Below are 22,560 nucleotides of genomic sequence, written 5' to 3' on the forward strand. Positions count from 1 at the left end.
CTCCTGCTTTCGTCGGCGGGCATCTATGCCGATCCGACCGGGGATTGGAAGACGGTCAGGGCAGCACCGATGTCGATGCGCGGCCGCTGGTGAGGTCGGCGACCTGCCGCAGGATCGCTTCGGCTTCCGCCTCGGGAAGCGACAGCACCAGGTCCGCACCGGCGGCGACGAAATGCGTTTCGACGACTGCGACGCCCGGCACGGCGGAAAGCCGCGCCTTGACCGTTGCCAGATCGCCGAAGCCGCAGCCTACCTTGGCCTTGACGGTGGCGACGAGGGGCAACTTGGTCGCCGATCTGAGGCAAAGGCCCGCCGTTCCGCCATAGGCCCGCACCAGCCCGCCGCTGCCGAGCAATATGCCGCCGAACCAGCGCGTCACCAAGACGGCGACGCGATCGAGGGCCTGGCCGTCGATCACCTGCAGGATCGGCTTGCCAGCAGTGCCGCTCGGCTCGCCGTCGTCGAAGAAGCGACAGTTCTGGCCGACACGCCACGCCCAGCAATTGTGGTTCGCCGCGGCCTCGGCGTGGCGCGCGACGAAGTCTCGCGCTTCGTCTTCGCTCGACACCGGGCCGGCGACCGCGCGGAAACGGCTTTTCTTCACCTCCTGGCCGGCGGTTTCGACGCGCTCGAGCGTGAACATGTCGGGCAAACTCGGGCAGCCCCCTAGACCGGCCGGCGTGCCGCCGGCAACGGCGCTGCCTCTTTGTGTGCTCCAGGTATCGTGTTTTCGCCGAGACCGGTATCCATCTCCGTGTCCGATCCCTTACCGAGGCGCTGTATACTGCTCGTCCGAGACGTGCTCCAGCCAATCGACCGCCTTGCCGTCCAGCGCTTCCTGGAGCGCGATATGGGTCATCGCCGTCGTGGCGCCCGCGCCGTGCCAGTGCTTTTCACCGGGTCCGAACCAGACCACGTCGCCGGCGCGGATCTCCTTGACGGGGCCGCCCCAGGACTGCGCCCAGCCGCAGCCGGACGTGACGACAAGGCTCTGGCCAAGCGGATGGGTGTGCCATGCGGTCCGCGCACCCGGCTCGAAAGTGACACTGACGGCGCGCAGCCGCGCCGGTTCCGGCGTCTCGATAAGCGGATCCTGCCGCACCGCACCGGTGAAATAGTCCGGCGACGGCTTCGCCGACGGCCGCGAACCGCAACGCTTGATATCCATGGGGATCGTTCCTTCCACTGTCCTCGAAGAACATAAGGCGATGACGCTCGCCCGAACAGACCGAAACGCATCGGCGCACCCACGTGCGGCGCTATCGCCATTTCACCGTTGAAGCCTGCGAACGCATCGGCTATGAAGCGCGTGATCGGGCTCGCCCGGTCGCGCGCCGAAGCGCTCATCTGCTTCGGCCGGGCACCCGTAGCTCAGCTGGATAGAGTGCTGCCCTCCGAAGGCAGAGGTCACAGGTTCGAATCCTGTCGGGTGCGCCAAAATCTATTTAGAATCAAACGGTTATCTGTACAGGCTGCGCGCCGGATTCTTCGGCCCGCCCCATTGCAACGGCGCTGCGACTTTTCATTGGAAGCGACGAGGGACCACGAGACTTGATCGACGCTCCACCTGCTAGACATGCAACTCACGCGGTACGCCGACGCCGCATTCAAGCGCCTGCCGGTCCCACTTCGCCGTCTCCGCAGCCGCCTCATAGGTCGATTGCAGAAACATCATGAGGTCGCCTTCGGATCAGCGCTGGTCCGCAGCACCCAGGCCGCGCGGCGTCACGTAGAGTGTGGCGTGCCAGGGGTGGTTCACCCAAGGCGTGTGCGCGAGGCGATACTTGCCCACGATCTGCGTCCACAGGTGCAGTGCCGTTTGCAGTCGCGCCGGATGATCTCGATCACGGTCTCGGTGGTGCGGTCGAGATAGCTGCGCCCGTCGGCGAGCCGCGCCGTCGGGCTGATGTAGCTCTGCGGTCCGACGTGGGCTGCCGGGTCGAGCGAGTGCACCGTGATCTTCCCGGCGTCCAGGGCCCGGTTCCAAGCGCTGCGCCGAAACAGGCGCCAGCGCTGAGGGAAGAGTCCGATGCCTACCCGCTCGATCCAGTCGTTCGCGCTGGTGAGCCGGTAAAGATGGAGCGCATGCGAGAGGTCGTTGGCGCCGTTGTGGAAACCGCCGAGGGTAATCAGCCACAGCGGAGCGCGGAGCTGGGTGAACAGCTCCTCGACCGCGCCGGTGGCCACCTGGGCGCCACCGCTGTAGCAGAGCAGGACGACCGGTATGCCGCTGGCGGGCTCGTAGCCTGCGAGCCGTAGCTGGTCGGCGATCTGGGCGCCCACTGCCCGGTTGTACAGTAGGCGGTACCGGCGGTCGGCGGCCACAAAGGTCTGCATGCCGTTGTGCAGAAACAGCGTGATGCCGACGTGCCGCCGGAGCCAGTCCCACATCGGGCGCCCTACGAGCGGGTCCGCCAGGGGCGAGTAGGGCTGGACCTGGCTCAGTACGCGCAACTCCGGTGCTCCGGCGATGACAGCCTTGACGAGCTGGCCGCCGTCGCGCGTATCGGTGAAGCGGCGCTTGCCGATCCCGTCCAGGTAGACCACGTACGCGTCTGGCGGTCGCCCTGGATCGGCACCCCTGGCGTAGGGCACCTCCGGTGGGAGCGTGGCGGCCGGTGCGCGCCGGCCAATGGTGTAGACCATGAGCTCGTAGCGGGCGAGCAAGCCCTCGGCGAGCAGGAACGGGCCGAGCGCCAGGAGGACGACGAGCAGGATGAGCTCGCTCACGCAATCACCTCCGGCTCCCGCGCGCCGGCGATGATCCTGGCGATCAGCCGTCGGACCAGATCGACCGTGGCCGCGAGTCCGACCCCCGCGACGGCGATGCACCCGGCCGCCGTCCACCAGCCCAGTCCCGACGCCGTGGCGAGCGGGCCGGCCAGCCCAGCCCCGACACCGGCCACAAGCAGGATGTGCAGGAACGGGCCGAGGAGCGGGAACGCGAGGACGGCGGCCAGGAGCAGCGGGGCGACCAAGGAGGGTGTCCAAGCCAGCCCGGTCGTGCCGGGCAGCGGGGCCGCGTCAGACGCCACGACCGGCTGGACCAGGTCGGCGACGATCCACGCGGCGAGGGGCCACAGCGCGATCACCGTACCCTCGACGACGGTGCCGGTCACCATCAGCCCGGCCACGAGCCGCGGGGACAGCTTGGGTCTGCGCGCCGCGAGGGGCAGCACGCGCCCGGCACTCTCGGACAGCCCGGCGAGGACCAGCAGGACGACGACGGTCGTCGACACGGTTCAGCGCCCTCGTGCTCGATCGGTCGCGGTGCCACCAGGCGCGTCGTTGAGGTACCGCTCGAGCTCGTCGGCGGCACGCCGGGCGCCGCCGGCCTGATGCTGTGCGGCGCGCTGTGCGGCTGCCGCCTCCCGGAAGCGCGGCTCGTCCAGCAGACTCCGGGCGAGCGTGTGCACCGTCTCAGCAGTGGCGTCGTCCGTACGGAGCGCGAGGCCGGCACCGAGCTCGACGACCCGCCGGGCCACCAGCGGCTGGTCCGCGCCCTGTGGCACGACGAGCGTCGGCACCCCGGCCCGCATCGCCTCGTTGATACTGTTCATGCCGCCGTGCGTGACGAAGAGAGCCGCCCGATCCAGCACCTGTAGCTGCGGCACGGATCGGCGGGCCAGCACGTTGGCCGGCAGCGGACCCAAGTCTGCCGGTTCAGTATGTCCGGTCGAGACGACAACAGTGCCGCCCAGCGGTGCCAGCGCAGTGGCGAAGGTCCGCAGCAGAGCGGGCCCTGCATCGAACACCGTGCCCAGCGACGCGTATAGCACGGGCTCTTCCAGCCGGACGGCGTCGAATCCCGGATCGATCAGGCGGGAACCGACGCTCGCCCCGACGAACCGGTACGAGGGGTCGAACGCGTCGGCTCCAGGCTGGAACGCGCGGGAGGTGAAGACCAGGTTCAACGGCTCGCGCGCGTTCATCAGGTCCGTCAGGGGCAGCTCGCCGGTGTCGTAGCGGCGGTGCAGGGCCCAGCGCGCACGGACGTACCCCCAGCCGATGCGAGGACGGGCCGCCGCAGCGGCCACTAACTCGCGGGAGATGCCGGTAGGGCTGGGCACCTGCCTGTTGAACGCGAACGTGGTGAACGTGGCCGCCGCCGGCACACCGAGCTCCCGCGCGGCCACCGCGCCCCATGGACAGGCTGCCCCATGCACGATCAGGTCGGGCCGGGTGCCGCTGAGGTCCGAGAGCACGCCGGGCAGCAGGCCGAGGGCTGTCCGCGCGAGCTCTTCCAGCATCGCGAGGGGGATCGGCGGATCCGGCAGGGGCAGGTCGCCCCCGGAGTAGAGGTGGACCTTCGCACCAGCGGCCTCAATCTGGGCCGCGAACGCAGGGGAGGTGTGATAGGTCACCGTGTGACCACGCCGGGCGAGCTCTGCCACGACCGGGAGCGTCGGGTTAATGTAGCCGTGCATGCCGATGTTGAGGAACGAGACGGTGCTCATCGACGGCCTCCGGGTGGTCGGAAGGTTCAGGGCAAGGGTGGCTGACGCACCTCACCTGCCAATCCGGCAAGGGCCGCCTTCCGATGCAGGCAAATGTTCGTGGAACCCGGAGCGCCAGCCTATCAAACGGTAGGATCGGTTGGACGATGCCGAAGTATGGGGTACTATGACCTCCCTGTAGGACGCTCAGCGCGGTCGGATGCGACGGCTAGGCCCCCTGCGCCGCAAGCGGGTCATTTTCGGACAATCATCGAGAGACCTGCTGGATATCCGATATTCACCAGGAAGGGCCGTTTTACTTCGACGAGTTGGCGATGGGGATCGCCTGCCTCCACTCTGTCGCGGATGAGCGCGACCGCGTCCGCCTTGACAGCCGGATATCGGAGAATGCGCGCCTGCAAGCGTCCACATACCTGTTCGGCGGCGCCACGATCTATACCCTGAGAATAGGGTGACCTCTGCTTGATGCTCATAGACCGCCATTTGTGGGCTGAGGTATCGTGGCAAGAATGTCTGGGTTTCCGCACCGATACCGAGCGCTGCAAGACGATCTTGACGGCATTCGGTGGGGCGCTGGGTTTGGACAAGAGTGTGAAATGCCTCGTTGGCCAAGAAATGACTGCGGGTGGCCTTCCTGCGGTCGCTAGTGAGTACCAGGCCAGCGGGGAATCCTTGATGCAGATTTTCGCGTACCGGACCCAACGACCTTACAAGCACAGCTTCGGACTGGGCATCCTGGGACTCGTTCTCGGTTTGCTGGTCTGGATTGCGCCGGTCTATGCGCAAGAGGTGCTGCGCATACCTTACGTGGCCGATATCGGCACTTTCGATCCGGACAACGGATTCGAGACCGGCGCGATAAGCGCTATGAACAACGTCTACGAGGGTCTCGTCGAATACGAGCCGGGTTCGACCAGGATCGTTGGTCGGCTCGCCAGGAGCTGGGAGATCTCCGACGACGGGCTGACTTACACCTTCCACCTGGTCGACGGCGTCAAGTTCCATGATGGCACGCCATTCAATGCGGCGGCGGTCATAAATTCCTTCGAACGCCGCCGCGATCGTGGGCTTAACCAGAGCTACACCCTAGCCAACGTCAGGGACATGAGGGCGCCCGACGATTCGACGGTTGTGCTGAGGTTGGGCCATCCTCAGCCTTCGCTTCTGGATGCCCTTTCCAGTCCATGGGGGCCTAAGATCATCAGTCCGGTAGCGCTCGCCGAGCATGACAACGGGGACTTCGCAACGACCTGGCTCAATGAGCACGCGGTCGGCACGGGTCCATTCAAACTGGCTGAATTCAAACGCGGTCAGCGCTATGTGCTCGAACGCAACGACGACTATTGGGGTGACAGACCGTTCTTCCGGCAGATCCTGATTTCGGTCGTGCCCGACATCAGCCAGCAGATCCTTCAATTGCAGGCGGGTGTGATCGATGCCGTGCCGCTCAACTATCCATTCTCGCAACTCACCAGCCTGCCGGGCGGTCTCGAGATCACCGCCGCCCCGAGCATGATACCGTACCATCTGTTCGTTAAGCCGAACTCGCCGCTCGACGACGCGGAGGTCCGCAAGGCCGTTTTGACAGCGATCAACCCGGCGCTGTGGGTCAAGGACGCCTTTGGAGAGTTCGCAAGCCTCTCGAAGTCGGTTTATCCGAAGGTGATGCTCGATCCGGTCAATCCGATCCGGTTCCCGACCGACTTCGAGGCAGCGAAAGCCGCGATCGCCAGACATGGCCCGGTCAATCTGGTCATTGGCCTGCATAGCGCGGCCCCGAGCTACGCCCGTATCGCCGACCTGATGATAGCGCAACTGGCGTCGATCGGCGTAAAGGCGACGGCTTACGTGCTGCCCTCCGGCGCTGCTTACACGTTGAAGGATGACCCGAACCCTCCCGACTTGCTACTCACGATCGCGGGCCCGGACGCCGCTCACCCGGATAGCCAGGCCAAGGCGTTCTTCACAAAAGGCGCTCCCCTCAATTTTTTTGGCCGGGCGCTGCCGGAGGCCGACGCCATCGTGGACCAGGCCGGGCAGGCGACCGACGTCAAGGAACGCGACGCTCTCTATGAGAGGGCGGGGCAGATGTATTTCGATGCCGGCATCATCGTCCCGCTTGTCGACGTCAACGACGTAGTCGTCCACGCCAAGGGTCTGAAGGACCTGGGACTCCGCCCCGTGAACCCGCCCGGCAATATCGACTTCGCCACCGTTCGCCGGGGACCCTGAACTCCGGCCATCCGGTTCCATTTCGGAAGCAGGTCAGGCTCGTACCGCAGATGATCAGCCTTTCGTACCGAATGTCCGAGCCCGTGACCGAGTCAGTCCTCGCCGTCAAAGACCTCTCGGTCATTCTCAGCCGCGAAGGCCGTCCTTCCCGCGTCCTCGACTGCATCAGCTTCGACATGTTTCCCGGCGAGATCATCGCGCTGGTCGGCGAAAGCGGCTCCGGCAAGACAAGCATCGGGCTGACGCTTCAGGGGCTGCTGCCGCGCGAATACCTGCCGCAGATCACGGGCTCGATCCGGCTGGCGGGGATCGAGCTCGTCGGCGCGCGAAGGCGCACTTGGCAGTCGGCCCGCCGCGACCTCGTCCGCGCCATCCCGCAAGATCCGATGGGCGCGCTCAACCCCACGATGACGATCCGCCGCCAGATGCGGGAATCCAATGGGGGATCGATCGAAGAATGGCTCAGCCGAACCGGCCTGCCCGACCCGGACCGCATCGCCGATGGGCTTCCCCATCGCCTGTCGGGAGGGCAGCGTCAGCGTGTGCTGATCGCCATGGCGATGATGGCAAGACCGAAGCTGCTCATCGCCGATGAACCGACCACCGCGCTCGACGTCACCATGCAGGCGCAGATCCTCGACCTGTTGCGCGATCTCGCCCGCGATCAGCAGACGGCAATCCTGTTCGTCACGCACGATCTGAGTGTGGCGGCCTCGCTGGCCGAGCGCGTCCTGGTCCTCTACGCCGGACGCATCGTCGAAATGGGCCGCATACGGGACGTGGCGCGCAATGCCGCGCATCCCTATTCCGCCGGCCTGCTCTCCGCTCGATTCGATCTGGACTCCGATCGACGGCGCCCGCTTGCCACGCTCCTGCCCGAGCGCGGGCCCTCCATCAATATCGAGAACGCCTGCGCCTATGCGACGCGTTGCCCGATCGCCCAGCCGGATTGCATGGCGATCCGCCCACCGCTGGCGCCTGCCTCCGTCCACGATGGCGCAGTCGCCTGCCTTCACCACGAACAGACCCCGTCTCTCTCGGCGCAGCGCGCCGATGCGACACCATGGCCGGCCCAGGCGATCCAGGAGACCGCCGCCTTGAGGCTCTCCAACATCGGAAAAACATATCCGATAGGCACCCGATCGTTTTGGGGTCGGCGTCAACCGCAGCCCGTTCTCAGGTCGGTGAACCTCTCGATCAAGCTTGGCGAGTGCGTAGCACTAGTGGGCGAGAGTGGCGCCGGCAAGTCTACCCTTCTGAGGATTGCTGCCGGGCTCGTGGTGCCCGAGAGCGGCACTGTCACCCGGTTCGACAGGCTTCCTCCGCAAGTCGTGTTTCAAGACCCCGTGGCGGCGCTGACGCCGTGGCTCACTATCGGCGAGCAGATCGGCGAGCGCCTGCGGGCCGTTTCGCTGGACAGTGACTACGGCCGCCGTCGCGTCGGAGAGGCAATGAAATTGGTCGGACTCGATCCGGTCCTGATGGACGCGCTGCCGGCCGAGATATCGGTCGGGCAGTGCCAGCGCGCCGTCTTGGCACGCGCGGTAATCGTCCCCCCAGGGCTGCTGCTCTGCGATGAGCCTATCAGCGCCATGGACGTGTCGTTGGCGGCCACCACCTTGAACCTTCTTAGCGACCTTCGGCGGCGGCTCGACATGGCGATGCTGTTCGTCACGCACGACCTGGCGGCCGCCAGGATCATCGCCGACCGTGTCGCGGTGCTGAAGGGCGGCGAGCTGGTCGAGATTGCCGATCCGGATGCCATCATTGCCGCGCCACAATCCGCCTACACGCGGTCTCTCATCGCGGCGATGCCGAGCCTGCAGGCGGGAGGCGGACCATGACCGGCAGGCCGGACACGGTGCCTGCGCGGCCCCGGTTCAACTGGCGCGATTTCTTCCGGCGTGCCGGCTGGCTTGGTAGCGTCGGCATTGTCGGCGTGCCTGTTGTCACCATCGTGGCCGCGCTGGGGCCCTGGATCACGCCGTTCGACCCACAACTACGCGTCGGCGGGGCCTACCTGCCGCCTTCGGCCGGACATTGGTTCGGCACCGACGAGATCGGCCGCGATCTGTTCTCGCGCGTTATCCTCGGCGTTCAATATACGTGGCTGCCGGGGCTTGCCATTATCGGTTTCAGTCTCATTGTGGGCTCTCTGGTCGGACTGGTTTCTGGCCTCGCGGGCGGCAAGGTCGATCTGGTCATCGAGCGGATCGTCGACTTGTTCATGGTCCTTCCAGGAACGCTTATCGCGCTCGCTGTCGTGGCTTCGCTTGGCCCGGGGCTCGTGAACACGATGATCGCGCTCGCCGTTGTCTGGTGGATGTGGTACGCGCGTATATCCCGTGATGAAATTCGCCGGCTCAAGGCCCGTCCTCATGTCGAGGCGGCGCGTATCGCTGGCGTCCGCGGTCCGCGCCTGCTGCTGCGCTATCTGTTGCCGGGTGTGGTCCCGGCCCTGCTCATCGGGGCGTCGCTGGATGTCGCCAACGTCATCATGACGATGTCACTGATGTCGTTTCTTGGCCTTGGACTGCCTGCGCCGGCGCCTGAACTCGGAGCGATGACGGCGCGCACCCTCGACAGTCTCACCGTCCACTGGTGGCTGCCGATCCTGCCGGCCGCGATCATCTTTCTCCTCTGCCTCCTCGCCAACCTTGCGGGTGACGGCATTCGTGCCGCGCTGAGGGGAGCGTAGATGCTGGCATATCTCGCCAAAAGCATCGTCGGCGCCGTCGTCGTTCTTTTCGTGATGAGCTTCATCGTTTTCGGCCTCCAAAGCATTATCCCCGCCGATCCAGCACGGGCCATTGCCGGGCCGAACGCTCCACTGGACACGGTCGAAGCGATGCGCGAGCAACTCGGATTGGAGGATCCGGCTGTCGTTCAATATGGGCGCTTTTTATTGCGCCTCGCGCATGGAGATCTGGGTACATCGGTGAGGACCCGGCAGCCGGTGTCTGATGATGTACGGCAGTACCTTCCCGCTACGCTTGAGCTCGGATTGGCGGCGATCGCTTTGGGGGTGGCGCTCGCCGGCGTCATGGCGGCGCTTCAGTTCCTGATTCCGGGATCGGGCGGCATAAGGCTCGCCATGGTGGGAGTGGGCTCCACGCCGATTTTTCTGTCGGCCTTGCTTCTCGCCTACTTTTTCTGGTTCCGGCTCGATTGGTTTCCCGGAGCGGGTCGACTTGCCTACCGCGACTTCGCGGGCCCTACGGGACTCAACGTCATCGACGGAATACTGGTCGGCCGGCCCGAAGTCAGCGTCGACGCCCTGCTGCACATGATCTTGCCGGCACTTGCGCTGGCGTTGCCAATCGGCATCGCTGTCGGGCGAAGCCTGAACGGTGCGCTTCACGAGGTGATGAGGCAGACATATATCCGGACCGCTCGTGGCAAAGGTCTCAGCGAGACCAAGGTACTGTTGCGCCACGGATTACGCAACGCGGCCACGGCCCCACTGTCGATGCTTAGCCTGCAGGTGCGCCTTCTCTTCGGCAATTTGCTTGTTGTCGAGCGCGTTTTCGGGTGGCCTGGTCTGGGTCTTTATACGCTCCAGGCCTTTGCCAGCGCCGATCTACCGGCAGTGCTAGGCGTCGCCATCGTTTTCGGAACCCTGTACATCCTGGTCAACACACTCATTGAGATCGCGCAGTCGATGGCCGATTCCCGGATCAACCTCTGAAGGCGCTCATTCAGGCGCTTATTGTCGCGCCGGTGGATGTCTTGGTCGAATCGGCAGCGCGGATGGGCAGGCTGAAGGTTATGGATGCGCCCCCTGTCTCGACATTTTCCGCCCAAAGCCGTCCGCGGTGTGCCTCGACAATCGAGTGGCAGATTGCCAGACCCATTCCCATTCCTTCCAGCTTGGTTGTGTAGAACGCCTCGAAAATCCGTTCCGGATCGCTGAACCCACGGCCGCTGTCTCGCACTTCGACCTCGACTGTACCGTCATTTTGACGCGACACGATCCGCAGGCTTCGCGCATCGATGCTGACGTCCTGCACCGCTTCGATGCCGTTGCGGACGAGGTTGAGGACGACCTGCTCCATCTGAACGTGATCGGCAGCCGTGGCAGGAAGGCCGGGATCGAGTTGAAGGTCAAGCTTGACGCTGCTCGATACGAGCCTGTCACCCAGGAGATCACACACTTCGCGGACCACAGCGTTCAAATCGATCGCGTGCGGTTCGCCCTCGGTCTTGCTGAACAGCGCCCGGATGCGGCTGATCACCTGCGCCGCCGCGTCGGCGTTTCTGATGATTTTTTGGGCGACCCGGCTGGCGTGATTGAAGTTTGGCGGATCGGCGTTCAGCCATCTTTGGAAGGCGCCGGCGTTGGCCACGACCGCCTGAAGCGGCTGGTTGAGTTCGTGCGCAATGGACACCGAAAGTTCGGACAAGCTGGCGGCGCGCAAGGCGCGCGCGAGCCGTTCGTCCGCCAGACGCAGGGATTCTTGGGCGCGGACCTCGTCGTCGATGTCGAAGTTGACGACGTACCAGCGAAGGATGGTGCCGTCTTCGTCGCGTAGCGGTTCGAAGCGCGAATCAATCCACCGATATTCGCCATCCTTCCGGCACAGTCGACCCTTGTGCTGGAGTGGCTCTCCACGGGCAAAGGACTTCTCGAACACAGCCTTGACGGCTGCCCGGTCATCGGGATGGAACAATTCCACATGCGAGGCAAATTGCCGCGTGCCTCGCGGTTGTTCCTTAGCCGAGTCGATGCCCGCCCAGTCGACAAACCGTTTGTTGAAATAGTACGGCAGTCCCGCCGGCGTCATCAGCCAGATCATGGTGGGAACTGTATCGACCAGCAAACGCAGCTCGCGCTCACGCTCACGCAACGCAGCTTCGGCCTTCTTCTGATCGTCGATATCCGCCGTATGGCCATACCAACCGGTTATCCTTCCGTGCTCATCGCGCGAGGCAATCCCGGTGTCGCGAAACCATCGATACGTTCCGTCGAATCTTCGCACACGATGCTCGTCGATCACAGGCTCGCCCGTCTGCAGGCTGTGACGCCATCGCGCCATGCTCGCCTCGACATCGTCAGGATGGATAAACTGCGTCCAATGATAATCACCGCCATCCATGATCCTGCGCATCTCGTCGGACGTCACACCCATATATTCGAGCGCCGCGGGATTGAGTGCGCGAAGGCGGCCATCCGGTGAGGCCGACCATCCGAGGCCTGGAATATCGGCAATACTGGGTCCGGCATCACGGTAGACCCGGCTATAGAAGCTCATGGTCCTGAAAATCTTTATCACGAACCACAGGGCCAATGCCGCGACGACAAATACGGCCAACCGGACCGCCCCGCTCGTCGCCCCTGACTCCTGCGGAAGCAGGATCACTGATGAAAGCAGACCGGCCGCGGCAACGGCCACCAAGCCGGCCTCCCAGCCGATGCAGATGCATATGACTGCGACGGCGACCAGCAGAACGTACGGCTCATTGACCAATAGTGCCAGCAAGACGCTCGCAGCGCCGATCACCGATGCCGCGGCGCGGCGCTGTCTCGTTGACGTCAGCTCCATTTCAGACCTCTCGAGGCGCCCTCCGCGTCCGATTCACTCGCGGCCGCTGTCCGAGTCAGTTTCGGAGCCCCAACGCGTGATTGTAAGTTTGTCCTCTCCCGAAGCCGCTCAGCGGCTCTCGACTGGAAGCGACTGCCACACGTTGAAGAGATGGGTGATGGACGTTGCGTTCATCTTCTTCATCATGTTGCTCCGATGGAGCTTTACGGTGATCTCACTGATGCCGAGATCCAATGCAATCTGCTTGTTCATCGCACCGGAGACGACAAGCCTCAGCACATCCCGCTCGCGGGGTGTAAGGGTCTCATAAAGGGCCAGGTTCTTGCGCGATACGGTTGATGCCGCTCTTTGCTCGACGTCGTTGGCGATAGCGGTTGACACCGCGTCAAGGAACGTCTGGTCGCGCACCGGCTTGGTCAGGAAATCCACTGCCCCCGCCTTCATCGCCTGGACGCTCATGGCGATGTCGCCATGACCCGTCAAGAATACGATCGGCGTTAGTATGCCTTTGGTTGCAAGGAGATTCTGAAGATCGAGGCCGCTCAAACCCGGCATTCGCACATCGAGAACGAGGCAGCCTGGGCGGTCCGGCAGTTTGGCGTCCAATAGTTCCTGGCCCGAAGAAAACGACATCGTCTCAATGCCGACCGAATTCAGCAACTCCTCCAGAGCGTCACGGACCGTTGCATCATCGTCGACCAAAATTGTTATGGGACTGTCTGCGATTCCTGAAGTTGTCACGCCCATGACTCTCGCCTCGGGGAGATAAGGAGTGCTTTTCTAAAGTTGGGGCGTCCCGCCCTTAGACGTTCTTCGCCCGTATGTGGCGGGCATCAGCGGCCCGTCGCCGCCGATCCGCGCAACTTTCTCCAGCCTATCGGCTCAGTTTCTGCTCACTTGCTCCCGATTTTGCCCTCGATTTCCTGATTTTGGACGCAGCCTTCCCCTCAGGCCGTGCCGGCCTTGACGAGAACGAGCGCCCGTTTGGCATTTATCGCGCAGGCGACAAGCTGCAGATGGCAGTGGTTGCGCGCCAGGCCGAGATAGCGAACCCGGGCCATGCCGTACCAGTTCTTCATCGTCGCGTTGGTCCGCTCGATGCCGGCCCGCACGCTGGCGGCGACCTTGTTCATCCACTTCTGCCAATTCGGCTGCTGCTTGCCCCGCTTGGCCTTGTAGGCAATCCGGTCCTTGATGCCTCGATCCGCCAGTTCGTCGCGCAGCGCCTGACTGTCATAGGCCTTGTCGGCGTAATAGGCCTCTTCGTCACCTTGAATGAGCACAGCGCCCATCTGGCTGTCATGCAGATCGGCCGAGCTCATCTCCGCCTGGCGTATCAGCCCGCTCTCCGCGTCGCCGGCGAGATGGGCCTTGTAGCCGAAATAGGTCTTGCCGTGCTTGTGCGTGAAGCCTGCATCCGGATCGCGCGCCGACACCTGGCCCTTCTCGTAGTCGGGCCTGGCCACCGCCGCCGAGATGATGGTGGCGTCAACCAGCGTGCCGCGCCTTACCAGAAGACCGCGCCCTTCCAACTGCCGGTTCAATTCGGCAAGCAGCTTATCTTGAAGCGCCAGTTCGACCAGCCTCTGGCGGAAGCGCCAGATCGACATGTGGTCCGGTGTCTTTTGATCGAGCGGAAACCCACAGAAGCGGCGGAACGACAGCCGGTCGGCCACCGCTTCTTCCGCCGCCGGATCGGACAGGCCGTACCATTGCTGCAAGAGCGCAATCTTGAACATTGCTATCGGCGGGTAGCCGGGCGCCCCCAGAGCATCGTTATGGATTTCCCGGAACAGCACCTCGAAAGCCGACCAATCGATCAACTTCTGCACTTCTTCCAGAAACTTGTTACCCCTGCTCACGTCACGCACCAATGCATCGGCGAGTGAAGGTTGCGCCAAGTTACGACGAGACATAGCCGAATCAATCCTAGCTTTTCTCTATTGAATCATAGAGTTGGGACTTTTGAAAAGCGCTCATAAGCTGACACGAACTGGCCGCGCTCACGCAGTCAGTATCAGCCGCGCTTCTGTCACACGTCAACCAGGCCCGCGCCTCACGCGAGGTTGCCGGAACTTATCGATGGCCGGTTATGCCCGTCACTTCGTAATCTGTACGTCCGGTCTTGCGTATCTGTGTCGCGGCGGGCAACGCAACACTACAAAGGGTGATCGGATCTGGCGATTTGATTAGCTGACCTGGACCTCGGTATAGGTGTGCGGACCGCGGGTTCCAATCTCCCCGGACTCCGCCGCTTTCAAAGTGGCGCACCGCCATCACAGCAATCGGCTACTGCGCCAGAAGCCGCTGTACAGTGCCTATCCTGACTGGTTTCACAAGCGCCAAGCGCAAGTGTCCTGTACTTGTGCAGAGCATCACAAAGACCCCTGAAGAATAGGGTAGCGCCGCGGCTTGGCGCATTCTCCTCTGTACTGGCTAAGGCCTCCATGGAGGAAACAATGCGCAATTCGACCGCAATGCCGTTCCACCGCGCTTCCCTTGCCGCCGTGTTCTTCGCGCTGATTCTGCTCTCGCGCCCGGTCAGTGCACATGAGGCGCTGCCCACAACCGCCAAGCCATTGGGCTGGAGCTACCCGCACTCGTGCTGCTCCGGCATCGACTGCCGCCGGGTCAGCGACAAGGCCATCAGCGAGCGACCGGAAGGCTACGTCATCAACGGGACCGGCGAGGTCGTCGCCTATAGAGACGGCCGGGTGAAGAATTCCCCAGACGGTGTCTATCACTGGTGCTCGGTGGCCGGGGCCGACGACAGCAGGACCATCTGCCTCTTCGTTCCCCCGAAGGGTTACTAGGCTGCGGGCCTTCACGATTGAACTAGCCATGAAAGCCGCGTTGGCACTCCATCTCCTCGCGCTCGGCGCCTGCTTCGTGGTGCAGTCTGGCGGGTTGGAATTGTCGGGGGTCAGGCGTGCCCTTCAGACGATGGAAACGCGCACGGAGCCATCATTACAGCGGATAGAACTGCGGTCTCCCGACGTCACTGCAGCAGACCACCTATACCGCGGTATGGCCCGCCATCATCCTTGAATTAATCGACTACAACCGCGCTTTCCAGATAGCCTGCTCCATGCGGCTCATCACCGAGCGATGAGCACGCCATACGCGTGATACGTTGGGCGTGTCGTGCTGCCGGCGTCATGGCTTGCCTGATGAAGATCGAGTCTCATTCACCGGAAGCCAGGCGTTCGACCGAGACGTCGGAGATCCGCGGCCATCAGGCAGAGCGAACTTACTCCGGCGTTCACGAAGCCAAGCACGTTGGAGATTCAGTTTGCGTCCGTTGAAAGTATCGGTGCTCGTTGGGCTGGCGGCACTGGTTGCGACATTCGTTTGGTTCCGGGGTTGCGACAGTCGGATCGCCGCCACGGACATACCGCTTGACGCTGCAGAAGCAGAGAGGGCTTCTATCCCCGGCTATGGCGAGATCCGGATATATCGCGACGCTCGGATCGCAGCGGGAGGCGTTCGCGACTGGACGCCGGCAACCGAGCCGGATGGCCTCGATGTCCTCATGATCTCCGGCGGTGGTGCGGGAGGCGCCTTCGGCGTCGGCGTGCTTTCGGCGTGGAGCGCTGCCGGAACCCGCCCGCAATTCGATGTGGTCACCGGCGTAAGCACTGGCGCCCTGATCGCGCCGTTCGCGTTCCTCGGATCGGCTCATGACGATACGCTGGTCCATCTCTTTACGAGCGGCGTCGCCGACGACCTTGTCGCAACCAAATTTCCCGTGGGGTTGCTTGGATCGAGCTTGCTGAGATCAACGCCAATGAGGCGGATGGTCGAGGACCTCATCACACCCGCGATCCTGCAGCAGGTTGCCGCCCTACATCGCAAGGGCCGTCGCCTCCTGATCCTCACGACCAACCTCGACACCCAACGTGCCGTCGTGTGGAACATGGGCGCCATCGCCAATAGCGGCCAACCAGACGCCCTGAAGCTGTTCCAGGACGTTATGGTCGCGTCCGCGAGCATTCCGGGCGTTTATCCAGCGGTCATGATCGAGGCCGAGTCAGGAGGGCGTCGCTTCCAGGAAATGCATTCCGATGGAGGGTCGACGTCGCAAGTCTTGATACTTCCACAGGCAATTCTGGCAAGCACGAATCCTCTCGTGCCGAGCGAGCGCCAGAGTGTCGATTTCCATGTGATCGTAAACAACGCGCTCATACCGGAGTTCGCTACCACGCGGAACAGCACCTTGTCTGTGATCGCAAGGGCATACACCATCCTCCTCAAGTCCCAGACGCAGAGCGAGTTGGCAATCCTGTACAATTACGCCAAGCTGACCGGGGCACGTTTCCATCTGGCCACCATAGACGCTGAAGTCCCTTACTCAATGCTCGATCCTTTCAACGCCAGCTATATGCGCGCCGTCTATGACCTCGGCTACGCCGGTTTCCTGGCTGGAAACCTGTGGAAAGACCGACCTGTATTCGCCGACCGGCGGCTGTGATCGGGCATCCTGAGTCGGGTTCCGCTCGGCAGGGGCATGCTCGACAGTAAGAAAAGGCGGATTCCCTACGCCCAAGAACGCTATGACCCCAAGCGCTTCGATATTCTTCACCAGCACCGCGCTCAGCCGAACTAGACCTTAGGATCGTCTGACAGATGCCTGCGTAGAATAGGCTGTCGCGCGGGACCGCCTCATTCTCCTCGCACCCGGCCACCCAGCCATTGACGGCGTGGGTACGGAGCCGGACTGGAGAAGGAGACAAAGATGACAAATGAACTACCGAGCAAGGGGTTGGAGTGGACCAACCTCGTTCTGGGCGCAGGTCTGGCCTGTGCTGCCTTCGCGTTCGCCAAGCTGCCTGCCGCGGCCTGGAATGCGGGGATCGTCGGCGTGCTGATTGCCTGCTGCTCCGCCGTGGCGCTTTATCGCTATGGAGCCTGGGCCGAGTGGTCCAATCTCGCCCTGGGATGCTGGGCGGTAGCCGCCCCGTTCCTGCTCGGCTTCGGATCGGCGCAGGCGGCGATGTGGACGCACGTCCTGGCTGGGCTTTGCGTCGCGACGATCGCCATCATCCAGCTTTCGAGCGGCAGCAAGGCGCAGATGCTCTCGAGCACCAAGTCCGACGCCGGGTAATGCCATCGAAGGCCAAGCACTAGGGGACGGGCGCGTGAGCTGTTTCTGCGACCGTCCTTTCAGATGCTTCGGCGGGTTACAGGTGAGAACCCACCCCGCAAGCCCGAGCCGGCAAGGGAAGAGATCATGGATCCTGTGAGTCCTGAACCAACACTCGAAGAGATGCTGGACGATCCTATCGTTCAGCTTCTGATGAGGCGCGACAACGTCTGCGCCGACGATGTGAGGCGGATCATTGACGATGTGAGGCGGAGCATTCATGAGGCCCGGGAGGCATGTCAACGTCGAGGCCTGCCGGTCGAACGCGGCACAAACGGTTCGATTCTGACGGCAACGATTGCCCTTCTACTTCTGGCCGCGTCGAACGCCGTTCAGAAAAGTTTCCACGGCGGAAGCGACCGCCTCCTGCGCTTCTTCGTCCGATGGCGGTGGCCGGAGGCCGAGAACGACCTGCAGATGAAGGTTGTCGCGGGTCATGCCTACAAAGTGCCCGGCCAGGCGCAAGCAATCGTCCGCCTGGATTTCCCCCTGTTCCCTGGCGGCTTCGAGCACCTCGGCGAGCCGGATCGTGGTGCGCCCCGGCCCCTGTTCGTAGAACGACTTCACGAGGTCGGGGAAGCGGTTGGCTTCGGTAATGGCAATTCGGTAGATTCCGATCAAGGTGGGCGACATGTAGGCGTCCATGGAATGCCGGCCGAACGCCGTCAGTGTCGCCCGCAGATCGTGCCCTTCTATTTCCTCAATCACCAGGGGCGACAGCACCTTGTTTGCACTTTCCTTGACGATTGCGGAGAACAGGCCCTCCTTATTGCCGAACTCATTGTAAATGTTGCGTTTCGACCCGCCGGCGCGTTCGATGATCGCGTCGATGCTCGTCGCGGCGTAGCCTTGTTCGAAGAAGACCTCGGCAGCCGCCTGAAGAAGAGCCTCCCGGCGGCCGTTGCGCCGCGTGGTCCTTGCAGCCGCAGCCATTCATTCACTCCATCGCATCTCTTGACTGGTAACAATCATTACCATAAACGTCAATGGTAACGCCTATTACCGGAGGCCGTCATGCCGCAACATAGCAGGAAAAAGACGATCGGATTGTTGCTGTGCCTCTCAGCCGTGATCGTCCTTGGTGCGGGATGGGCTTGGGCCCGTTCGGACAAAACCTCGACCGACAACGCCTATGTTCGCGGGGACGTGACCGGGCTTGCGCCAAAGATTGCTGGCTACGTCACTGCGGTAGAGGTTCGGGACAACCAGGCCGTCCAAGCCGGTGACGTCCTGTTTCGGATCGACGACCGGGACTATCGCGCGCGGCTGGCGCAAGCGGTGGCCAACGTCGAAGCCGCCCAAGCGCGCCTCGGCAATGTCGATGCCGAAATCCAGCTTCAGCATGCCCTCATCAGGCAGGCCGAAGCCCAGAGGCGTTCGGCCGAGGCCGAACTGAACCTCGCGACAAAGGCGTCCGACCGCCGCCGCGAACTTATTCGCACCAACGCAGTGAGTCAGGCCCAAGTCGATGAAAGCGACGCCACGCGGTCGAGGGCCGAGGCGGCCGTAGCGGCGGCATCGGCAGCGCTCGAGGCGCAACGGCAGCGCATCGCCGTTCTCGACGCCCAGCGGGAAGCCGCGGTAGCCGCGGTGGCGCAAGCAAGGGCCGCAGAAGAGATCGCTCAAATCGACCTCGACAACACCGTAGTACGTGCGCCGATCGGCGGCGTTATCGGCAACCGCCAGGTTCGCATCGGCCGGCTTGTGGCGCCCGGCGCCTCCTTGCTGGATATCGTTCCGGTCAATGACCTGTGGGTCGTGGCGAACTTCAAAGAAACCCAGATCGAACGTATCCGGGCCGGTCAGCGTGTGCATGTTACAATCGACGGCTTCCCAGACGAGACTGTTGAGGGCGTTGTGGACAGCTTTTCGCCAGGCAGCGGGTCCGCCTTCAGCCTGCTCCCCGCGGACAATGCGACAGGGAACTTCGTTCGCGTCGTCCAGCGCGTTCCCGTCAAGATCCGGCTGGTCGGCAATCCACTGCACGGCCGCCTCGTCCCAGGCTTGTCCGCACGTGTCGATATAGATGACAGGAGCGGCGGCTCAATGGAATTACCACGCTAGCATCGCGGCCAGCGCCATGGACGTGCCAAGGCGAAGGGACGGAACAATGATTGCAGGATGCGGCAAATCTGGAACACGCCCCACGGCCGGCGACGGCCCCGGCGGCCATTCGGCTGCCGCGGTCGAACTGATCGAATGGCTGGCGGGGGATGAATGCCACGATCTCGATGACGCCGGTCTCGCTGCGGGACTTGGACAGCGCCTCCGCGCGGCCGGCCTGCCGATTGACCGACTGACGCTCCACCTAAGAACGCTTCACCCGGAAGTATTTGGCCGCAGCGTATTGTGGGCACCCGACGAAGCCGTGGAAGTCCGCAGCAGGGAACACGGCATCGAGGTCTCACCAGGCTTCGCCGGGAGCCCGTTGCGGCATGTCATGGAGTCGCGGGAGCCACTGGTCGTGCGGCTTGACGGCTCCGCCGACCCGCCGTGGGTCCATACCGATCTTTTCCAGGGACGCGATCTCGTGGAATTCGCCATTGTTCCTTTGCGCAATGCCGACGGCCTGGTCAGTGCCGCATCGTTCTCGACCAGGCGACAAACCGGCTTCACCGCATCTGAGCAGGCAGTTCTGAGCCGGATCGTTCCAGCTTTGCGCAATGCCTGCGAGATCCTGACTCTTAGGAGAGTCGAGCTGACACTGCTCAATACCTATGTCGGCGCGACAACTGCGCGGCGCGTCATGGCGGGCCACATCCGCCGCGGCGAATTCGAAACGATCGAGGCCGGGTTGATGCTCTGTGATCTGCGCGGGTTCACCGAGCTGTCCAACCGACTGCCCGGAGGGCGTGTCCTCGAGCTGCTAAACGCCTACTTCGATCTGGTTGTGCCGGCAATCACCCAGGCAGGCGGTGAAGTAATCAAATTCATGGGCGATGCGGCGCTAGCCTTTTTTCATCACGACAGTCCTGCTGCATCCTGCGCTGCGGCTTTGCAAGGTGCGCTAAGTGCCCAGGACGGCTTGGTCCGGTTCAAGCCGCCCGACGCTGAATTGCACGCCGGCATCGCGCTGCACTACGGAGAAGTCGGCTACGGCAACATCGGTTCAGGCCAGCGGCTCGATTTCACGATGATAGGGCCTGACGTCAATCTTGTTAGCCGGATTCAGACCGTATGCAGCGCGACCAGGCATTCGATCCTGATGTCCGAGCGATTTGCCAAGCTTCTCGATACTAAAATGGCGATGGCGATCGGCCGCCATGAACTCACAGGATTTTTCGAGCCGGTCGAACTTTATTCGCTTGCCGACAGCCTGCTCAATGGCGGCCTCCACATAGGACATAAGAACCGTGGATTCCATCTTGCCGACATGAGTGTCGGAAATGATCGAGGGACCGGGTCATGACCGTCGCCCTCGTTGCAATGCCGACTCACAAGGAACCTGCGGCAGGGGTTCTTCTCGTCGCGGGCATAGTGCTCGCCGCTCTGACGGAGGCGATCGCCAGCACGGTCCTGTCGCTCGGGCGAGGCGATATCATCGGCGACACTTATGCAACGTCCGATGAGTTCGCCTGGCTGGATGTCGGATATACCGCTCCGAAGCTGATTGGGTTCATGGCCGCTGCCTGGCTGATGAACCGCATCAACCCGCGAAGGCTGATCATCGGCTCGACTCTGGTCATGGGCGCTGCCTGCGCCATTGCTGCCATCACGGCTCGATTGGACCTGCTCGTCGTGCTCCGCTTGATGCAAGGCTTCTCCGGAGGCATCCTGCTCGTGGCGGGGCAGGCCATCATTTTTCTAGCTTATTCGCGACGGTATCAACCGATCCTTCAGGCCCTGTTCGCAATCGGCTCGGTGGTTGCCCCCGCGACGATCGCCCCCGCCCTTCAGGGGTGGCTTCTCGACAGCCAGTCGTGGACCTGGATCTTCTTCAGCGTCGTCCCGGTGTCGTTGGCGGCGGCCGGACTTCTGCTGCTCGCGGGCTATTCGGCGCCCATCAATGTCGCACGCCGCCGGTTCGACTGGATCGGCTTCTCGCTCGTCTCCACCACACTTTTCTGCTTCACCTATGTGTTCAGCCAAGGCAGCCGGTGGGACTGGTTCGAGGAATCCCGCATCCTGTGGCTGACAGTGATCGGCACGGCCGCGCTGCTGGCGTTTCTCGGCCAACAGGCGATGGCCAAAGGCCAAGGCCTGCTGGATTTCACTTTGTTCGGGTCGGAGGATTTCTCCTTCGCGTTCATCGTCAGTTTTGTCGCCGGCGCCGCCTTGTTCGGGAGCGCGTTCCTGATCCCGTCGTTCGCCGTATCCGTCCTTGCATTCACCCCAACCGACGCCGGCCTTCTCCTGTTGCCGAGCGGCGCGCTTTTCATCGGTGCGCTTCTCATCGTTGCTTTCCTTATGCAGGTCCCTCGTGTTCCTCCGATCGCCACTGTGCCCTTTGGAATCCTGATGATCATGGCTGCGATGTGGATGCTGTCCGGCTCGACGATCGAGAGCGGCGCGGACGACATGATGCCGGCCATTCTGTTGCGTGGTCTCGGCCTCGGCTTCCTGTTCCTGTCGATCACCCTCATCGCGTTCGGCAAGCTCAATGACCAAAACCTCGCATCAGGCATAGGCCTCTTCAATACGGGTCGCCAGCTTGGCGGTCTTATGGGAGTCGCCGGACTCCAGACACTGATCGATAATAACGTTGCCGCCAACGTCACGGTGCTCGGCGCAAACGTCAGCGCAGGCATTCCCGCGGTCAGCGAGCGTCTGGCGGCGACGACAGCCATGCTCGCGGCAAAAGGAATGGATCCCGTGGCAGCCGGCCGGGCAGCGACCAGCCTGCTGGGCAGAGCTGTCGCGAGTCAGTCCACAGTGATCGCCTTCGACTCCGCGTTCAACGCTGTCGCGCTGCTGTTTGTGATCGCCGCGCCCGTGCTGGTCGCGATCAAGATCGGCCTCTCGCGATACATGAGAAAGCGTACAGAACAGCCGTCCCTGGAGCTAAACGCAGTCCCGATGGTGATCGCGACGACGCCCGACATGGCCCCGAACTGGCCCTCTCCAACCTTAGCCTCGAATGTCCTCGTCGACAGGAGTCAGAGGCAAGTGGAAGACACGCAGGCGCCAGCCTGACAAATGTCCTGGATGTGTGTCGCCGCCAGGTCGCGGATGCCTGTCGGCCAAG

19 protein-coding genes, 1 tRNA gene and 1 pseudogene are annotated in these 22,560 nt (G+C 63.1%); 11 read left to right on the forward strand and 10 right to left on the reverse strand.

Annotated elements, in window-relative coordinates:
* Positions 1 to 55: 55 nt before the first annotated feature.
* Positions 56 to 643: an IMPACT family protein gene (locus JN280_RS03495; RefSeq protein ID WP_202310133.1), complete on the reverse strand. Its 588-nt coding sequence runs from the start codon at positions 641 to 643 to the stop codon at positions 56 to 58.
* 123 nt (positions 644 to 766) lie between these two features.
* Positions 767 to 1,168, reverse strand: coding sequence for a (R)-mandelonitrile lyase (locus JN280_RS03500; protein ID WP_202310134.1), 402 nt, complete (start codon positions 1,166 to 1,168; stop codon positions 767 to 769).
* A 192-nt stretch (positions 1,169 to 1,360) separates the two neighbouring features.
* On the opposite strand from JN280_RS03500, the gene JN280_RS03505 reads away from it, so the two are divergent.
* A tRNA-Arg gene (locus tag JN280_RS03505) sits at positions 1,361 to 1,437 on the forward strand.
* Positions 1,438 to 1,570: 133 nt separating this feature from the next.
* Here JN280_RS03505 and JN280_RS39240 read toward each other — a convergent pair.
* The 4 genes and pseudogenes from JN280_RS39240 to JN280_RS03520 form a co-directional block, all read right to left on the reverse strand.
* Positions 1,571 to 1,675, reverse strand: coding sequence for a DUF5996 family protein (locus JN280_RS39240; RefSeq protein ID WP_244742888.1), 105 nt, complete (start codon positions 1,673 to 1,675; stop codon positions 1,571 to 1,573).
* A gap of 36 nt (positions 1,676 to 1,711) precedes the next feature.
* Positions 1,712 to 1,825: pseudogene (locus JN280_RS39245) on the reverse strand (DUF5996 family protein); the annotation flags it as partial.
* A 901-nt stretch (positions 1,826 to 2,726) separates the two neighbouring features.
* Positions 2,727 to 3,239, reverse strand: a complete 513-nt coding sequence (locus tag JN280_RS03515) for a hypothetical protein (RefSeq protein WP_202310135.1) — start codon at positions 3,237 to 3,239, stop codon at positions 2,727 to 2,729.
* A gap of 3 nt (positions 3,240 to 3,242) precedes the next feature.
* Entirely contained in the window at positions 3,243 to 4,457 is a 1,215-nt protein-coding gene (locus tag JN280_RS03520; RefSeq protein WP_202310136.1) for a macrolide family glycosyltransferase, read from the reverse strand.
* 465 nt (positions 4,458 to 4,922) lie between these two features.
* Between JN280_RS03520 and JN280_RS03530 the strand changes: the two genes are divergently transcribed.
* From JN280_RS03530 to JN280_RS03545, 4 genes are all read left to right on the forward strand, one after another.
* Positions 4,923 to 6,689 (forward strand): ABC transporter substrate-binding protein, encoded by a 1,767-nt coding sequence (locus tag JN280_RS03530; RefSeq protein ID WP_244743466.1) that lies wholly within the window; start codon positions 4,923 to 4,925, stop codon positions 6,687 to 6,689.
* Positions 6,690 to 6,772: 83 nt separating this feature from the next.
* Positions 6,773 to 8,533 (forward strand): oligopeptide/dipeptide ABC transporter ATP-binding protein, encoded by a 1,761-nt coding sequence (locus JN280_RS03535; protein WP_244742895.1) that lies wholly within the window; start codon positions 6,773 to 6,775, stop codon positions 8,531 to 8,533.
* A complete protein-coding gene (locus JN280_RS03540) occupies positions 8,530 to 9,387 on the forward strand; it encodes an ABC transporter permease (RefSeq protein WP_202310138.1) in 858 nt (285 codons plus the stop codon). Before JN280_RS03535 ends, JN280_RS03540 begins: the two co-directional genes overlap by 4 nt.
* A complete protein-coding gene (locus JN280_RS03545; protein ID WP_202310139.1) occupies positions 9,388 to 10,377 on the forward strand; it encodes an ABC transporter permease in 990 nt (329 codons plus the stop codon). It begins immediately after the preceding gene.
* Between the two features lie 10 nt (positions 10,378 to 10,387).
* On the opposite strand, the gene JN280_RS03550 is transcribed toward JN280_RS03545, so the two are convergent.
* From JN280_RS03550 to JN280_RS03560, 3 genes are all read right to left on the reverse strand, one after another.
* Positions 10,388 to 12,232 (reverse strand): PAS domain-containing sensor histidine kinase, encoded by a 1,845-nt coding sequence (locus tag JN280_RS03550; protein ID WP_202310140.1) that lies wholly within the window; start codon positions 12,230 to 12,232, stop codon positions 10,388 to 10,390.
* Between the two features lie 108 nt (positions 12,233 to 12,340).
* On the reverse strand, positions 12,341 to 12,979 hold the full coding sequence (locus JN280_RS03555; RefSeq protein ID WP_202310141.1) for a response regulator transcription factor: 639 nt from the start codon (positions 12,977 to 12,979) through the stop codon (positions 12,341 to 12,343).
* A gap of 200 nt (positions 12,980 to 13,179) precedes the next feature.
* Positions 13,180 to 14,094, reverse strand: a complete 915-nt coding sequence (locus tag JN280_RS03560) for an IS5 family transposase (RefSeq protein ID WP_202304624.1) — start codon at positions 14,092 to 14,094, stop codon at positions 13,180 to 13,182.
* Between the two features lie 597 nt (positions 14,095 to 14,691).
* On the opposite strand from JN280_RS03560, the gene JN280_RS03565 reads away from it, so the two are divergent.
* From JN280_RS03565 to JN280_RS03575, 3 genes are all read left to right on the forward strand, one after another.
* On the forward strand, positions 14,692 to 15,045 hold the full coding sequence (locus tag JN280_RS03565; protein WP_202310142.1) for a hypothetical protein: 354 nt from the start codon (positions 14,692 to 14,694) through the stop codon (positions 15,043 to 15,045).
* A 479-nt stretch (positions 15,046 to 15,524) separates the two neighbouring features.
* A complete protein-coding gene (locus tag JN280_RS03570; RefSeq protein WP_202310143.1) occupies positions 15,525 to 16,703 on the forward strand; it encodes a patatin-like phospholipase family protein in 1,179 nt (392 codons plus the stop codon).
* Between the two features lie 264 nt (positions 16,704 to 16,967).
* On the forward strand, positions 16,968 to 17,336 hold the full coding sequence (locus JN280_RS03575; RefSeq protein WP_202310144.1) for an SPW repeat protein: 369 nt from the start codon (positions 16,968 to 16,970) through the stop codon (positions 17,334 to 17,336).
* 345 nt (positions 17,337 to 17,681) lie between these two features.
* Here the strand turns inward: JN280_RS03575 and JN280_RS03580 are convergent, their stop codons facing one another.
* Positions 17,682 to 18,308, reverse strand: coding sequence for a TetR/AcrR family transcriptional regulator (locus JN280_RS03580; protein WP_202310145.1), 627 nt, complete (start codon positions 18,306 to 18,308; stop codon positions 17,682 to 17,684).
* Positions 18,309 to 18,389: 81 nt separating this feature from the next.
* Between JN280_RS03580 and JN280_RS03585 the strand changes: the two genes are divergently transcribed.
* The 3 genes from JN280_RS03585 to JN280_RS03595 are packed head-to-tail and all read left to right on the forward strand — an operon-like array spanning position 18,390 to position 22,508.
* Positions 18,390 to 19,439, forward strand: coding sequence for an HlyD family secretion protein (locus JN280_RS03585; RefSeq protein WP_202310146.1), 1,050 nt, complete (start codon positions 18,390 to 18,392; stop codon positions 19,437 to 19,439).
* A gap of 46 nt (positions 19,440 to 19,485) precedes the next feature.
* Positions 19,486 to 20,784 carry an adenylate/guanylate cyclase domain-containing protein gene (locus JN280_RS03590; RefSeq protein ID WP_202310147.1) on the forward strand — a complete coding sequence of 433 codons (1,299 nt, stop codon included), beginning with the start codon at positions 19,486 to 19,488 and terminating at the stop codon, positions 20,782 to 20,784.
* Positions 20,781 to 22,508 carry a DHA2 family efflux MFS transporter permease subunit gene (locus tag JN280_RS03595; protein ID WP_202310148.1) on the forward strand — a complete coding sequence of 576 codons (1,728 nt, stop codon included), beginning with the start codon at positions 20,781 to 20,783 and terminating at the stop codon, positions 22,506 to 22,508. Before JN280_RS03590 ends, JN280_RS03595 begins: the two co-directional genes overlap by 4 nt.
* The last annotated feature ends 52 nt before the right edge of the window (positions 22,509 to 22,560 follow it).

The organism is Mesorhizobium sp. L-8-10 (assembly GCF_016756635.1).
In the GTDB taxonomy this organism is placed as follows: domain Bacteria; phylum Pseudomonadota; class Alphaproteobacteria; order Rhizobiales; family Rhizobiaceae.

Excerpts from the sequence above, each read along its gene's own strand:
- JN280_RS03495 (WP_202310133.1), bottom strand. The coding sequence starts at position 643 with ATGTTCACGCTCGAGCGCGTCGAAACCGCCGGCCAGGAGGTGAAGAAA.
- JN280_RS03500 (WP_202310134.1), bottom strand. The coding sequence starts at position 1,168 with ATGGATATCAAGCGTTGCGGTTCGCGGCCGTCGGCGAAGCCGTCGCCG.
- JN280_RS39240 (WP_244742888.1), bottom strand. The coding sequence starts at position 1,675 with ATGATGTTTCTGCAATCGACCTATGAGGCGGCTGCGGAGACGGCGAAG.
- JN280_RS03520 (WP_202310136.1), bottom strand. The coding sequence starts at position 4,457 with ATGAGCACCGTCTCGTTCCTCAACATCGGCATGCACGGCTACATTAAC.
- JN280_RS03530 (WP_244743466.1), top strand. The coding sequence starts at position 4,923 with ATGCTCATAGACCGCCATTTGTGGGCTGAGGTATCGTGGCAAGAATGT.
- JN280_RS03540 (WP_202310138.1), top strand. The coding sequence starts at position 8,530 with ATGACCGGCAGGCCGGACACGGTGCCTGCGCGGCCCCGGTTCAACTGG.
- JN280_RS03545 (WP_202310139.1), top strand. The coding sequence starts at position 9,388 with ATGCTGGCATATCTCGCCAAAAGCATCGTCGGCGCCGTCGTCGTTCTT.
- JN280_RS03550 (WP_202310140.1), bottom strand. The coding sequence starts at position 12,232 with ATGGAGCTGACGTCAACGAGACAGCGCCGCGCCGCGGCATCGGTGATC.
- JN280_RS03555 (WP_202310141.1), bottom strand. The coding sequence starts at position 12,979 with ATGGGCGTGACAACTTCAGGAATCGCAGACAGTCCCATAACAATTTTG.
- JN280_RS03565 (WP_202310142.1), top strand. The coding sequence starts at position 14,692 with ATGCGCAATTCGACCGCAATGCCGTTCCACCGCGCTTCCCTTGCCGCC.
- JN280_RS03575 (WP_202310144.1), top strand. The coding sequence starts at position 16,968 with ATGACAAATGAACTACCGAGCAAGGGGTTGGAGTGGACCAACCTCGTT.
- JN280_RS03580 (WP_202310145.1), bottom strand. The coding sequence starts at position 18,308 with ATGGCTGCGGCTGCAAGGACCACGCGGCGCAACGGCCGCCGGGAGGCT.
- JN280_RS03585 (WP_202310146.1), top strand. The coding sequence starts at position 18,390 with ATGCCGCAACATAGCAGGAAAAAGACGATCGGATTGTTGCTGTGCCTC.
- JN280_RS03590 (WP_202310147.1), top strand. The coding sequence starts at position 19,486 with ATGATTGCAGGATGCGGCAAATCTGGAACACGCCCCACGGCCGGCGAC.
- JN280_RS03595 (WP_202310148.1), top strand. The coding sequence starts at position 20,781 with ATGACCGTCGCCCTCGTTGCAATGCCGACTCACAAGGAACCTGCGGCA.